This is a genomic window from Caballeronia udeis (assembly GCF_001544555.2).
Taxonomy (GTDB): domain Bacteria; phylum Pseudomonadota; class Gammaproteobacteria; order Burkholderiales; family Burkholderiaceae; genus Caballeronia; species Caballeronia udeis.
This window is the reverse complement of record NZ_FCOK02000007.1, coordinates 84,054-98,231: the sequence shown is the minus strand read 5'-3', so window position 1 is coordinate 98,231 and position 14,178 is coordinate 84,054. Positions and strand designations below refer to the sequence as shown.

Annotated in this window: 13 protein-coding genes; 11 read left to right on the top strand and 2 right to left on the bottom strand. The window is 60.9% G+C overall.

Translation table 11 applies throughout. From position 1 onward, the window contains the following. Positions 1-111 precede the first annotated feature (111 nt). Positions 112-897 (bottom strand): outer membrane protein assembly factor BamD, encoded by a 786-nt coding sequence (locus tag AWB69_RS07645; protein ID WP_231937022.1) that lies wholly within the window; start codon positions 895-897, stop codon positions 112-114. Positions 898-1,041: 144 nt separating this feature from the next. On the opposite strand from AWB69_RS07645, the gene AWB69_RS07640 reads away from it, so the two are divergent. From AWB69_RS07640 to phaR, 6 genes are all read left to right on the top strand, one after another. After that, entirely contained in the window at positions 1,042-2,289 is a 1,248-nt protein-coding gene (locus AWB69_RS07640) for an RluA family pseudouridine synthase (RefSeq protein ID WP_062083908.1), read from the top strand. A gap of 5 nt (positions 2,290-2,294) precedes the next feature. Further along, positions 2,295-3,176 (top strand): peptidoglycan editing factor PgeF, encoded by an 882-nt coding sequence (gene pgeF, locus AWB69_RS07635; RefSeq protein ID WP_082913301.1) that lies wholly within the window; start codon positions 2,295-2,297, stop codon positions 3,174-3,176. A 379-nt stretch (positions 3,177-3,555) separates the two neighbouring features. Further along, the gene (phaC, locus tag AWB69_RS07630; protein ID WP_062083906.1) at positions 3,556-5,544 is read left to right on the top strand and encodes a class I poly(R)-hydroxyalkanoic acid synthase; all 1,989 of its coding nucleotides are present in this window, start codon (positions 3,556-3,558) and stop codon (positions 5,542-5,544) included. Between the two features lie 326 nt (positions 5,545-5,870). Then, positions 5,871-7,052 carry an acetyl-CoA C-acetyltransferase gene (locus AWB69_RS07625; RefSeq protein WP_062083903.1) on the top strand — a complete coding sequence of 394 codons (1,182 nt, stop codon included), beginning with the start codon at positions 5,871-5,873 and terminating at the stop codon, positions 7,050-7,052. Between the two features lie 91 nt (positions 7,053-7,143). Beyond that, positions 7,144-7,884: a 3-ketoacyl-ACP reductase gene (locus AWB69_RS07620; RefSeq protein WP_047897600.1), complete on the top strand. Its 741-nt coding sequence runs from the start codon at positions 7,144-7,146 to the stop codon at positions 7,882-7,884. 174 nt (positions 7,885-8,058) lie between these two features. Next, positions 8,059-8,679, top strand: coding sequence for a polyhydroxyalkanoate synthesis repressor PhaR (gene phaR, locus AWB69_RS07615; RefSeq protein ID WP_062083901.1), 621 nt, complete (start codon positions 8,059-8,061; stop codon positions 8,677-8,679). A gap of 181 nt (positions 8,680-8,860) precedes the next feature. Here phaR and AWB69_RS07610 read toward each other — a convergent pair whose 3' ends face one another. Then, positions 8,861-9,145 (bottom strand): helix-turn-helix domain-containing protein, encoded by a 285-nt coding sequence (locus AWB69_RS07610; RefSeq protein WP_062084079.1) that lies wholly within the window; start codon positions 9,143-9,145, stop codon positions 8,861-8,863. Between the two features lie 120 nt (positions 9,146-9,265). Between AWB69_RS07610 and AWB69_RS07605 the strand changes: the two genes are divergently transcribed. From AWB69_RS07605 to bktB, 5 genes are all read left to right on the top strand, one after another. After that, positions 9,266-9,562, top strand: a complete 297-nt coding sequence (locus AWB69_RS07605; protein WP_062083899.1) for a type II toxin-antitoxin system HigB family toxin — start codon at positions 9,266-9,268, stop codon at positions 9,560-9,562. Positions 9,563-9,566: 4 nt separating this feature from the next. Further along, complete coding sequence (locus tag AWB69_RS07600; protein WP_062083897.1) at positions 9,567-9,944, top strand: helix-turn-helix domain-containing protein; 378 nt, start codon at positions 9,567-9,569, stop codon at positions 9,942-9,944. 409 nt (positions 9,945-10,353) lie between these two features. Continuing rightward, positions 10,354-11,313: a tRNA dihydrouridine synthase gene (locus AWB69_RS07595; RefSeq protein ID WP_062083895.1), complete on the top strand. Its 960-nt coding sequence runs from the start codon at positions 10,354-10,356 to the stop codon at positions 11,311-11,313. 209 nt (positions 11,314-11,522) lie between these two features. Next, complete coding sequence (gene rimO / locus AWB69_RS07590; protein WP_062083892.1) at positions 11,523-12,914, top strand: 30S ribosomal protein S12 methylthiotransferase RimO; 1,392 nt, start codon at positions 11,523-11,525, stop codon at positions 12,912-12,914. A 74-nt stretch (positions 12,915-12,988) separates the two neighbouring features. Beyond that, positions 12,989-14,176, top strand: coding sequence for a beta-ketothiolase BktB (gene bktB / locus AWB69_RS07585; RefSeq protein ID WP_062083890.1), 1,188 nt, complete (start codon positions 12,989-12,991; stop codon positions 14,174-14,176). Positions 14,177-14,178: the final 2 nt, after the last annotated feature.

The following is a 14,178-nucleotide window of genomic DNA, read 5'->3' as shown; positions in this document are numbered from 1 at the left end:
GAAACGCAAAAAGCCGCGCTCTTGTGAGCGCGGCTTTTTTAAATGAACCTCGACTGAACCGCATTACAGCGAAGCCGGGTTTTTGTTGCAGCAGTCAGCGTGAAAAACTGCTTACCAGATCTGCCACCACGATTTGTTTTCCTTACCCGGACGCGACTTGCCGGTGACATACGGGCTGTCGGGGAACGTAGCGGCCAGCACGCGCTTCGTGTCGCCTTCCAGTTGCGGCTGATCCAGTTTGGCGTACGACAGCATCATGATATGCAACGCATCTTCGGTTGCAGGCGCATTCCGGTATTCACGAATGGCGAGCTGCGCACGGTTTATGGCCGCCACATACGCGCCACGCCGATAGTAATAGTCGGCAGCGTGGACTTCGTGTGAAGCCAGCGCGTTCACAATGTAGCGCATGCGTTGCGCAGCATCCGGCGCATACTTGCTTTGTGGATATTTGTCGACCACGACCTTGAACGCGTCGTACGATTCGCGCAGCGACTTCGGATCGCGCTCGCTCATGTCCTGGCCGGAGAAACGGCCGAACAGACCAAGGTCGTCGTTGAAGTGGATCATGCCTTTCAGGTAATACGCGTAGGCAATGTCAGGATGATCCGGATGCAGCTTGATGAAGCGGTCGATAGCCGAGTCCGCGGAAGCGGTTTCACCGTCCTTCCAGTTGCAGTACGCGACATTGATCTGCGCTTGTTGCGCAAAATGACCGAACGGATCGCGACCTTCAAGGTTCTCGAAATACTTCGCACATTTGCCGAAGTCGCCGCCGGTCAGCGCATCTTGCGCCTCCGAGTATAATTTGCCGTTATTCCACGTTGCTGTTTCGTCAGTTTTCTCGGGCAAACCATGACAGCCCGCTACGATAACGGCACTCGCAGCCAGCGCCATGACCTTGACAGACGAGTTCGACGATAGCCGGACCAGTTGACGGACAGGGTTCAAAACGGTTCTCAAAGCTTGATTCACGGCTCGCATCAGTGCTTGCATTTTCTAGCTCATGCCTTTCTGGCTAATTCCCAGCTTTCAGTCTAAATGACCCGCTCAAGTACAAGTCGTACCAAAGATCGCAGCAAAGATTATAGCCCAAGCGCATCGGCCGACGACGCACGTCCGGACGATTTGACCGAACCGGCCGCTGCGCCGGACGCGGCAGGGGAGATTCACGGCAAACCCGTGCCCACCAACCTGCACGAGCGCCGCGCCGACGCCGAAACGCCGCGCACGATCCTCGTGCCTGATGAGTACGCCGGCGAGCGCCTCGACAAGGTCATGGCGCGGTTATTCCCCGAATTCTCGCGCAGCCGCCTGCAGACCTGGATCGATGCCCAACGCGTGGTGGTGGACGGTGTTCCCGCGAAGATCCGGCAGCCCGTGCCGCTGGGCGCCACCATCACGCTGATTCCCGATTTGCTGCCCGAACAGCTCGCGTTTACACCGGAGCCGGTGCCGCTGGACATCGTCTATGAAGACGATGCGCTCGTGGTCATCAACAAGCCGGCGGGCATGGTCGTGCATCCGGCGGCAGGCAACTGGAGCGGCACGCTGCTCAACGGCCTGCTGTACCGATACGGCGATGCCGCTGCCGGCTTGCCGCGCGCGGGCATTGTGCATCGGCTGGACAAGGAGACGTCCGGGCTGATGGTGGTTGCACGCACGCTCGAAGCGCAGACGGTCCTGACCCGTCAGTTGCAGGCGCGCACGGTGAAGCGCCGCTACGTTGCGCTGGTATGGGGGACGATGCCGGACGAAGGGACCATTGACGCCCCGATTGGCCGCGATCCGCGCGATCGCACGCGCATGGCGGTGGTGGAGAGCGCATCGGGGAAATATGCACGCACGCATTACCGCACCATCGACCGCGCGATGTGGAACAACCAGCCCGTGTCCGCGGTGCACTGCGATCTCGACACCGGCCGCACGCACCAGATCCGCGTGCATTGCGCGCATATCCGTCATCCGTTGCTGGGCGATCCGATCTACGGTCACGCACGCGGCAAGCGTTCGGTGCAGCCGCTACCGGATGGTTTCAACCGGCAGGCGCTGCATGCATGGCGGCTCGGGCTGATTCATCCCACCACGGGCCGTGAGATCAGCTGGCGCGCGGACGTGCCGGAAGATATTGAAGCGCTCGCGGCGGAACTGGGCCTGGGCCGCGATGAGGCGACAGATCTCGATCCGGAAGACGCGGATTTCATCGATGAAGACGAAGGCGGCGCTGAAGTGCGTGGCGGCTGGGATGAGTCGCAGCCGATCGAATATGACGATGACGACGAGGAGTGACGCGCATGGTGACGCCATCCGAGGCTGACTTTGCCGCCAAATTTGCCGCTTACCCGCCGCTTCGCCGTGACGATTGCCTTTGGCTCGGCTGGTCGAGTGGTCCCGGTGCTGTTTCTCCGCGAGTCAAGGCGCTCGCGACCACCCGCAATGGTGGCGTCAGTGCCGCGCCGTATGGCGGTGCGAACGGCCGTGGCGGGCTCAATCTGGGTTTGCACACAGGCGATGTGCCCGACGCCGTGATGGAAAACCGTCGACGCGTAGTGGAGCTTGCTGGCGCTCCGGTTGCGTGGCTCGAGCAGGTGCATGGCGCGCAGATCGAGGATGCGGGCGCGATGATTGACCGCTGCGCGGGTTCCGCCGGCTCAGCGGTCAAAGCCGACGCAGCGGTGACGGATCGCGCAGACGTTGTGTGTGTGGTGATGATCGCGGATTGCCTGCCGGTACTTTTCTGCGATACCGCCGGCCGCGCGGTAGGCGCCGCGCACGCAGGCTGGCGCGGCCTCGCGGCTGGAATCGTGGAAAAGACGGCCGCGCGCGTGGCCCACCTGGCCGGCGCCAGGAGCAGCACGCTGCACGCATGGCTCGGTCCGGCTATCGGCCCGGCGGCGTTCGAAGTTGGCGAGGACGTACTCGATGCGTTTGTCGCTACTGCCGACCCCGCGTTGCGCGACGCGACCGTTGCCGCTTTCGCCAAGCGTGAAGACAAACACAAATATCTCGCCGATCTCTATGCGCTCGCCCGTTTGCGCCTCCAGGGGACCGGCGTGGCGCCGGAGAATATCCACGGCGGCACGTTTTGTACGGTGACTGAGGCGGACCGGTTCTATTCGTATCGGCGGGACCGCACCACCGGGCGCATGGCCGCGATGATCTGGCTGGGAGAATAGACCCGCGCCGATCCTGCTCAAGTCCACTGCTGACCTGATCTTCGCCGATACCGTAGTGCACGCTCCGTTACGCCAAGAAAACACGACGGCCGAGTGACGGCCGCGCTTTATGTTGCGCAACAATTCTTGACATTCATCAGCGCGTCACATCGGGAAAACGATGATGAAAAAAATATCGCACTGCGTCAAAATCAAGGCGACGCATTGACACGCCTTGCACCGTGGAGCAAGAATGTTTCACAAAAGCGAACGGCGTAGCAAGGTCACATCACTGCGGTCGGGCGTTTAGCAGCCCGGCGCGACGATCACGACGACGCGGCTCCACGTCACGCCTGCATCAGCAACTCAGTCTCTCGGGACGCTTAGGTCAAACGCGGATATGGCTGCTTCCAGATCTTCATCATCATCGTCACCGGGTTCAACAAGTCCGTCCGCTGCGCAGGCTGCGCCTGCCGTGTCCGGCGCGTCCGGTATACCCTTCGGCATGCCCGCCACAGACCCCGCGGCAGTTCAAAAGATGTTCGAGCAATGGCTCAACACCTGGCGTGCGGTAGCCGACCCTGCTCAGTGGCAAAAGCTTGCCGCCCAGGCGAATCCGGGACAGACGGAATCGCCCGGATCAGCATCGGCTAATCCGTTTGCCGCGCTTGCTGGTTTCCCCGGTTTTCCCGGGTTCCCGGGTAGTCATGCCGGCAGCGGCGGGTTGGGCGGCATAGGTAGCGGCCCATTGCCGTTCGCCATGCCCGCCATGCCGAAGATTCCAACCGCGGCAATCGCGCCGGAGCGCCTGCAGGAACTGCAGTCCAGTTTCTCGCGCGAGGCCATGGAACTCATCAAGCAGGCAAGTGCGCAAAGCATTGACCTGGCGACGTTGAAAGACCGTCGATTCAGCGGTGCTGCGTGGCAGTCCGCGCCCGGTTTTGCGTTCGCCGCTGCCTGGTATGTCCTGAACGCGCGTTATTTGCAGGAGCTCGCTGAAGCCGTTGAAGGCGATCACAAGACCCGCGAGCGGATCAGATTCGCGGTGCAACAGTGGGCGGCCGCGGCATCGCCGAGCAATTACATCGCGTTGAATCCGGATGCGCAGAAGGCGCTGATCGAAAGCCGCGGCGAAAGCTTGCAAAAGGGCATGATGAATCTGCTCGCTGACATGCAGCGCGGCAAGATCCAGCAAAGCGATGAATCGGGCTTTGTGGTCGGCAAGAACATTGCGACCACGCAAGGCTCGGTCGTGTTCGAGAACGACCTGCTGCAACTGATCCAGTACACGCCGCGCACCGCGACCGTGAGAGAGCGGCCGCTGTTGATCGTGCCGCCGTGCATCAACAAGTTCTATATCCTCGACCTGCAACCGGAAGGCTCGCTGGTCGCGCATGCTCTCGACGCCGGCCATCAGGTTTTCATGATCTCGTGGCGTAATGCGGATGCATCGATTGCGCACAAGACCTGGGATGATTACATCGATGAAGGGGTGCTTACCTCTATCGACGTAGTCAAGCAGATCGGCGGCCGCGAGCAGATCAACACGCTCGGTTTTTGCATCGGCGGCACGCTGCTTGCGACCGCGCTTGCCGTGCTGGCCGCGCGTGGCGAACATCCGGCGGCCTCCATGACGTTGCTGACCGCCATGCTCGACTTCTCGGACACGGGCGTGCTCGATGTATTTATCGATGAGCAGCATGTGCAGATGCGCGAGCAGACCATCGGCGGCAAGGACGGCAAAGCGCCTGCGCTGATGCGCGGCGTGGAGTTCGCCAATACGTTTTCGTATCTGCGCCCGAACGACCTGGTGTGGAACTACGTGGTGGACAACTACCTGAAGGGCCGCACGCCGCAGGCGTTCGACCTGCTTTACTGGAACAGCGATTCCACCAATCTGCCGGGACCGATGTTCGTCTGGTATTTGCGCAACACGTATCTGGAAAATCGCCTGCGTAATCCGGGCGACGTGACGACGTGCGGCGAAAAGGTGGATTTATCGCTGATCGACGTGCCGACGTTTTTGTATGGATCGCGCGAGGATCACATCGTGCCGTGGACGGCGGCGTATGCATCCGCGCCTTTGCTGACCGGGCCGCAGACGTTCGTGCTTGGGGCATCGGGACATATTGCGGGCGTGATCAATCCACCGTCGAAGAACAAGCGCAATTTCTGGCTTCTCGATAACGCCGATAAAGCCCTGCCTGAAGATCCCGATACATGGTTTGAAGGCGCGACCGAGCATCCGGGAAGCTGGTGGCCTACGTGGACACAATGGCTCGATGGTTACGGCGGCAAGAAGGTAAAGCCGAAGGCGAACCTGGGGTCGGATGATTACCCCGTGATCGAGCCGGCGCCGGGACGTTATGTCCTGCAGCGGGACCAGTGAAATTTTTGCGTGACGTGCACAGGTTGAACGGCAGTTTGAGTGCAAGTTTGACGGGTAACAGTGCAGGTCATGCGGATTGACCCGATTGCATTTCGGGCGCGACGGGGCAACAGTATCCGACGTATTGCTTACTTATCGTTTTATTGCAGTTGCAGAAACCCGAAGAAAGCTGAAGCAACGTAACGCCAGCGCTGTTGAGAGCGTCGGCTGCACCGGTTGAAGACGGCGCAGGCGGACAAGGGGCGAGCGCGAACACGCATCCAGCCGGTCAGGCAATCAGCCGGCTGAACCCGGGCTACCACTTTCGATTCTCAAAGGAAACTGAAATGACAGACGTAGTGATCGTATCGGCCGCACGGACGGCCGTCGGCAAATTCGGCGGGTCGCTGGCGAAGATCGCCGCGCCCGATCTGGGCGCCATCGTGATTCGCGCGTTACTCGAGCGTGCGAACCTCAAGCCCGAGCAGATCAGCGAAGTGATCCTCGGCCAGGTTCTCACGGCGGGCTCCGGCCAGAATCCGGCACGTCAGTCGCTGATCAAGGCTGGTTTGCCCAGCTCGGTGCCGGGCATGACCATCAACAAGGTGTGCGGATCGGGCCTGAAGGCCGTGATGCTGGCGGCCAACGCGATTATTGCGGGCGACGCCGACATTGTGATCGCGGGCGGCCAGGAAAACATGAGCGCGGCGCCGCATGTGCTGCCGGGCTCGCGCGACGGTTTCCGCATGGGCGACGCGAAGCTGATCGATTCGATGATCGTTGACGGCTTGTGGGACGCGTTCAACTCGATCCACATGGGCATCACGGCGGAAAACGTCGCGAAGGAATACGGCATTACGCGCGCAGCGCAGGACGAGTTCGCCGCGCTGTCGCAAAACAAGGCGGAAGCGGCGCAGAAGTCGGGTCGTTTCAACGACGAAATCGTGCCCGTCGAGATTCCCCAGCGCAAAGGCGAGCCGCTGCGTTTTGCCACCGACGAATTCGTGCGTCATGGCGTAACAGCCGAGTCGCTGTCCGGCCTGAAGCCGGCGTTTTCGAAGGAAGGCACCGTGACCGCGGCAAACGCTTCCGGTCTTAACGACGGTGCGGCGGGCGTGATCGTGATGTCGGCGAAAAAAGCCGATGCGCTTGGCCTTACGCCGATCGCTCGCATCAAGGCGTACGCGAACGCGGGCGTCGATCCGAAGGTGATGGGCATGGGGCCGGTGCCGGCATCGAAGCGCTGCCTGGAACGCGCGGGCTGGTCCGCGTCGGATCTCGACCTGATGGAAATCAACGAAGCATTTGCAGCCCAGGCGCTGGCCGTGCATCAGCAGATGGGCTGGGACACGTCGAAGGTCAACGTGAACGGCGGGGCGATCGCGATCGGTCATCCGATCGGTGCGTCCGGCTGCCGGATTCTCGTCACGCTGCTGCATGAAATGCAGAAACGCGATGCGAAGAAAGGACTGGCGTCGCTGTGTATCGGCGGCGGTATGGGCGTGGCGCTCGCGGTAGAGCGGCCGTAGGGAGACAGTGTGCGAGAGCACCGCGCGCCGCGGTACGGGTGGTGGCAGCATGCCCGGCTGCAGGCGCGCATAACGATAAACGGAGCGAGTAATGACGAAACGAGTAGCGTATGTGACGGGCGGCATGGGCGGCATTGGTACCAGTATCTGCCAGCGGCTGCATAAGGACGGCTACACGGTCGTCGCGGGCTGTGGACCGAATTCGCCGCGCCGGGTTAAATGGCTCGAGGAGCAAAAGGCGCTGGGTTATGACTTCATCGCGTCCGAAGGCAATGTGGGCGACTGGGAGTCGACCAAGAATGCCTTCGACAAGGTCAAGGCTGAAGTCGGTGAAGTCGACATCCTGGTGAACAACGCGGGCATCACGCGCGACGTCGTGTTTCGGAAGATGACGCATGAAGACTGGACCGCGGTTATCGATACCAACCTGACGAGTCTCTTCAACGTGACGAAGCAGGTGATCGACGGGATGGTCGAGCGTGGTTTTGGACGCGTCATCAACATTTCATCGGTGAATGGTCAGAAAGGGCAGTTCGGCCAGACCAACTATTCCACCGCGAAGGCCGGCATTCACGGCTTCACGATGGCGCTGGCGCAGGAAGTGGCGACCAAGGGCGTGACCGTCAATACCATCTCGCCGGGGTACATCGGGACAGATATGGTGAAATCGATCCGCCCGGACGTGCTCGAGAAGATCGTCGCGACCATTCCGGTTCGCCGGCTTGGACGGCCGGAGGAGATCGGCTCGATCGTGGCGTGGCTGGCATCGGAGGAATCGGGCTTTTCGACGGGTGCCGATTTCTCGCTGAATGGCGGCCTGCACATGGGGTGAGGGGGCTTCAAGCGGCGCGCCATCAGGCTGTGCGCGCCGCGCGTCTCGCGTCGGAGCGGGACGTTGGAACTGGATGCCGGTTCGCCGGCACCGACTACGAACCGGCGGCTTGCGTCGCTTTCAATCACGCGGAGTCCGTCGGCACAGTTTGAGTTTTGCGTTTAAAGGCGTTACATGACCACTACAAAGAAATCCGCCGAACGACTCATAAAAAAATATCCGAATCGCCGGCTCTACGACACTGAAACCAGCACCTATATCACGCTTTCCGACGTCAAACAGCTCGTGCTCGACCAGGAAGAGTTCAAGGTGATGGACGCCAAGTCCGCCGAGGACCTGACGCGCAGCATCCTGCTGCAGATCATTCTGGAAGAAGAAAGCGGCGGCTTGCCGATGTTTTCATCGACCATGCTCTCGCAGATCATCCGCTTCTACGGCAACGCAATGCAGGGCATGATGGGTACGTACCTGGAGAAGAATATCCAGGCGTTCATCGATATCCAGCACAAGCTCACCGACCAGTCGAAGGGGCTGATCGACGGTAATGCGGTGCCGCTCAATCCTGAAGTGTGGTCGCAGTTCATGAACATGCAGGCGCCCATGATGCAGGGGATGATGACGAGCTATATCGAGCAATCGAAGAACATGTTCGTGCAGATGCAGGAGCAGATGCAGACCCAGGCGAAGTCGATGTTCAACACGTTCCCGTTCCCGACGCCGGTCACGGGCGCAACGCCGGCTACTACGGCTACTACGGCCACGACTCCGCCGGCCAGCACGCCGGAGAAGAAGTAAGCGGGGCTGGCGCGGCGTTTGGCTTGAGGCGGACTTGCGACGGCCTGGAAAGCCGCGCGGGTCGGGGTTGGGCCGCTGCATTCGAGCGGGCGGAAGGGCAGTTTTGTTTCGTTCGGATAGACGAACGAACGCTGATATGCCGGCGCCTTGGCTTTAAACGGCTTGGCTCCGTCGTTCCGCATCACATCGTTTGAAGGTCTCGCAATGCGTCCGGATGAAGAGCCGCGACACGCAGCAGCGTCTGTGCGGCCCCAGTAGGTTCCCGTCGACCTTGCTCCCAGTCTTGCAGTGTTCGCGTCGATACACCAAGCAGAGCGGCGAATGCGCTCTGCGAAAGCCCCACCTTCGCGCGGGCTATTGACGCTGTTGTAGCTGCAACTTTGGTGGTGGGTCCAGCACGTCCCGCTTTCATATCGCGGACAGACTTCAACAAGTCCGCTTGGAATTGCTCCATTTCCTTATCCATCACTTTGTGCATGCAGCAACGCATTTACTGTTGGCTGGACGCCTTCGCGTCTGACGTAACGTAGCGGTCGCTTGCATCTTTACGTAGTCCCAAATTGGGACTACGTAAAGATGCAAGCAAATTCTCGCCAGACGAACCATCCTGACGTTCTGTCAGAAGCATCCCGCGGCAAAACAGCAAGCCCTGGCGTGGCACGATGAAGTGGCGAAAGCCAAGTGGACGAACACGCAGGACATCAAGAATCGCTATGCTTCTGCGAGCTTCGTCGGTTGTAATCGAGTGGTGTTCAACCTCAAGGGCAACGAATACCGATTGATCGTAGCGGTCGCATACAGGATCGGCGCGGTCTACATCAAGTTCATCGGAACGCACGCTGAATACGACAAGGTTGACGCGGAAACTGTGGAAACGGAGTAAAGATATGGATATTCGACTGCTACACAATGAGGAAGATTATCGAGCCGCGTTGTCGGAAGTGTCTGCGCTCGTCGACATTGATCCTGAAGCCAATACGCCGGAAGGCGATCGTCTGGAGTTGCTCGGGGTTCTCGTCGGACGCTACGAAGATGAGCATTTTGCGCTGGAGCGTCCCGATCCGATCGAAGCAATCAAGTTCCGGATGGAGCAGGAGCAACTGTCGATTGCGGATATGCAGCCGTACATTGGCGAGGCAAATCGCGTGTACGAGGTGTTGGCCGGCAAACGGGCATTGAGCCTGGCGATGATTCGGCGTTTGCACGAAGGCTTGCATATTCCAGCCGAGGTGTTGATCAGAGAACCTTTCCGAGCCAGCAAGTAAGCGCTGCTCGAAGAGCATAAGTCGGGAATTGCGTGCAAGAAGGGCTCAAGCGCACGGTTTTGCGCAGCGCAACCCTTACAGACCCGGCAGCGGCTTCAAAACACCGTCCTGGGCGCGCGGCATTCGAGCAGACGTGGCTCACGCTACAATATCCGTTTGCAGCGCAGCGCCCAAGGCGAATACTTCGCCTTTTCAAGCGTCTTTTGTCCTGCTTTCGAGCGGTGACGCTAACGGCAGCATGTGTGCCGCTGCGCTCGTTAGCTTCATGCCTGTCCGGTGTCCAAGCGCCGCCCGGCACTCACATCGCCGGACCACAACATGCCCCACATGACCACGCCCGCCGCTCATAAAGTCGGCTTTGTTTAGCTCGGGCGAAGATCCGCACAAGCAGCCTAGGCGCCGTTCTCGCATGAGCCGGCTGTTTCTTGCGCCCATGGAAGGGCTCGCGGACTATGTATTGCGTGACGTGCTGACCAGCACACGCGGATTTGACGGGTGCGTGTCCGAATTCGTCAGGGTGACGGGCTCGGAGCTTCCTCAAAGCGCCTACGAGAGAGATACGCCCGAAGTCCTTCACGGAGGCCGTACAGCCGCCGGCACTCCAATGGTGATCCAGTTGCTCGGCAGCGATCCTGAATGGATGGCGCTGAATGCGGCCAAGGCGGCCAGCCTGTCGCCGCATGGACTCGATCTGAACTTCGGTTGTCCCGCCAAAATCGTCAATCGGCACGGCGGCGGCGCGATGCTTTTGGCGCACCCCGAACAACTGAACCGGATCATTTCGTCCGTTCGTGCAGCGGTGCCTGCCGGCATCGCCGTGACAGCAAAAATGCGGCTTGGCGTTTCTGATACTTCACTCGCGATCGACTGTGCCACGGCGCTGGCCGAAGGCGGCGCCGCCTCCCTCGTCGTGCATGCCAGAACGCGTGACCATGGCTACCGGCCGCCGGCCCACTGGGAATGGATTGCGCGCATCGACGCCGCCGTGGATGTGCCGGTCGTCGCCAACGGAGAAGTCTGGACAGTGGCCGACTGGGAGCGGTGCCGGGCTGTCAGCGGCTGTGCGGACGTGATGATCGGGCGCGGCGCCGTCTCGGATCCGTTCCTGGCTTTGCGCATCCGCGGACTGATGGACCGGACGCCCTCCTGCGAGGAATGGCCGGCCGTGCTCGCTCAACTCGCCGATTACCTGAGAAAACTGCAAGTCCGTGTCGCAGTCCGTCATGAGCACGGACGCGTCAAGATGTGGCTCAGCTATCTCAAGCGGACCTGGCCGCAAGCTGCCGAACTGCACGCGGCCATCCGGCGCCTGCATGATTCGCGCGAAATTCTTGAAGTGATTGAGCGCGCTCCGGCTTCAACGACCTGATACCGGCACATTAGCGCGAGGTCCTGGGTCTGCTCGATCCGGCAACGCCTTGCCGCTTGACCGGCTGCGCCTTCGCGGGCGCGGTACAATAAATGGTTGCGTGCGCGGGACGCTGTCTGGGCTGTGGTCCTCATGGACATCGGTCCCCTTGGCCTTGCCGCATCGTCCCCATTTGTCGCCATCATCACCGCTATACGCCGGACTCACCTATGTCGCAGACCATTTCCCCCGCCGTGCCGACCCCTTCGGCCCCTAAAGTAGGGTTCGTTTCACTCGGGTGCCCAAAAGCTCTTGTTGACTCCGAGCAGATCATCACCCAGCTGCGCGCGGAAGGTTACGAGATCTCCGGCTCCTACGACGGCGCCGATCTCGTCGTGGTCAACACCTGCGGTTTTATCGATGAAGCCGTGCAGGAAAGCCTCGACGCCATCGGTGAGGCGTTGCACGAGAACGGCAAGGTGATCGTGACCGGTTGCCTCGGTGCGAAGAAAAGCGCAAGCGGAACGGGTTTGATCGAGGAAGTGCATCCGAAGGTTCTCGCTGTGACCGGGCCGCACGCGACCGCCGAAGTCATGAGCCACGTGCATCTGCATTTGCCCAAGCCACACGATCCGTTCATCGATCTCGTGCCGCCTGCCGGTATCAAGCTGACGCCGCGGCATTACGCGTATCTGAAGATATCGGAAGGGTGTAACCACCGGTGCACGTTCTGCATCATCCCGTCCATGCGCGGCGACCTGGTGTCGCGCCCGGTGGCGGACGTGATGCTCGAAGCCGAGAATCTGTTCAAATCCGGCGTCAAGGAGTTGCTCGTGATTTCGCAGGACACGAGCGCGTATGGCGTCGACGTGAAATATCGCACCGGTTTCTGGAACGGCAAGCCGGTGAAGACGCGCATGACGGATCTGGTCGCCGCATTGGGCGAGCTCGCCGTGCAATACGGCGCGTGGGTCCGCCTGCACTACGTGTATCCGTATCCGAGCGTGGACGAAGTCATCCCGATGATGGCCGAAGGTCCGTTGAAGGGCCACGTGCTGCCGTATCTGGATGTGCCGTTCCAGCACGCGCACCCTGAAGTGCTCAAGCGCATGAAGCGCCCGGCGAACGCCGAGAAAGTGCTCGAACGCGTGCAGAAGTGGCGTGCCATGTGCCCGGACCTGACTATCAGGAGCACGTTCATCGCAGGCTTCCCGGGTGAAACGGAAGAACAATTCCAGACGCTGCTCGACTTTATTCGTATCGCGGATCTGGATCGGGTCGGATGCTTCGCTTATTCGCCGGTTGAAGGTGCGACAGCGAATGAGCTCGACGGCGCGCTGCCGGATGAAGTGCGCGAGGACCGTCGGGCGCGTTTCATGGAACTGGCCGAAGAGCTGTCGGCGGAGCGCATGAAACGCAAGGTCGGCAAGACGCTGAAAGTGCTTGTCGATGAACTGAGCAACGAAGGCGGCGTCGGCCGGACCGCTGCGGATGCGCCGGAGATTGACGGCGTGGTGTATATCGAGCCGGCAAAGAAGGCGTCGAAGCGTTATAAGGCGGGCGATTTCGTGTCGGTGAAAATCACCGGCGCCGATGACCACGACCTGTGGGGCGAAGTCTGAGCGTCTGGTTTTGATCTCACGCTCGGCGCAGCGGGTTTATTAGAGCGCAAAACTACTGAGACGAAGGAGCTTTCATGGCGCAACATGAAGTGATGGTGGTCAGCGGCGTGCGGACCGCAATTGGCGATTTCGGCGGTGCGCTGAAAGACTTCAGCCCGACGGATCTTGGTGCGCGCGTGGTGCGTGAAGCCTTGTCGCGAGCGAACGTGCCGGGCGAGGATGTCGGCCATGTTGTCTTCGGTAACGTGATCCAGACCGAACCCAAGGACATGTACCTGGCGCGCGTCGCCGCATTGAACGGCGGCGTGGCGCAGCACGCACCCGCGCTGACCGTCAACCGCTTATGCGGGTCGGGCCTGCAGGCCATTGTCTCGGCCGCGCAGTCCATTCTGCTTGGGGACACCGATGTCGCCATCGGCGGGGGCGCGGAAAGCATGAGCCGCGCGCCGTATCTCGCGCCGTCGGCGCGCTTCGGCCAGCGCATGGGCGACGCGCGTCTCGTCGACATGATGCTCGGCGCGCTGCACGATCCCTTCGATGCGATCCACATGGGCGTCACGGCGGAAAACGTCGCAGCCAAATACGGCATTTCGCGCGAGATGCAGGACGAACTTGCGCTCGAATCGCATCGGCGCGCGGCCCGGGCTATTGAAGCGGGTTATTTCAAGGAACAGATTCTTGCCGTTACGCAAGCATCGAAGAAGGGCGACATTGTCTTCGATACCGACGAGCACGTTCGCCTGAACGCGACGCTCCAGGATTTTGCGAAGCTCAAGCCGGTGTTTGCCAAGGAAAACGGGACGGTGACTGCCGGCAATGCGTCGGGTATCAACGATGCGGCCGCGGCCGTCGTGCTGATGGAGCGCGGTGCGGCTGAATCGCGTGGCCTGAAGCCGCTCGCGCGGCTGGTTTCGTACGCGCACGCGGGCGTCGATCCGAAGTACATGGGCATTGGTCCGATTCCGGCCACGCGAAAGGCGTTGGAGCGCACGGGCCTGAGCGTCGGCGACCTCGATGTGATCGAAGCCAACGAAGCGTTCGCGGCGCAGGCTTGCGCGGTATCGAAGGAACTGGCGCTGGACGCGGCGAAGGTCAATCCGAACGGTTCGGGTATCTCGCTTGGCCATCCGATTGGCGCAACCGGCGCGTTGATCACCGTCAAGGCGTTGTACGAACTGCAGCGCGTGGGCGGAAGGTACGCGCTGGTGACAATGTGCATTGGCGGCGGGCAGGGCATTGCGGCCATTTTTGAACGCGTATGAGC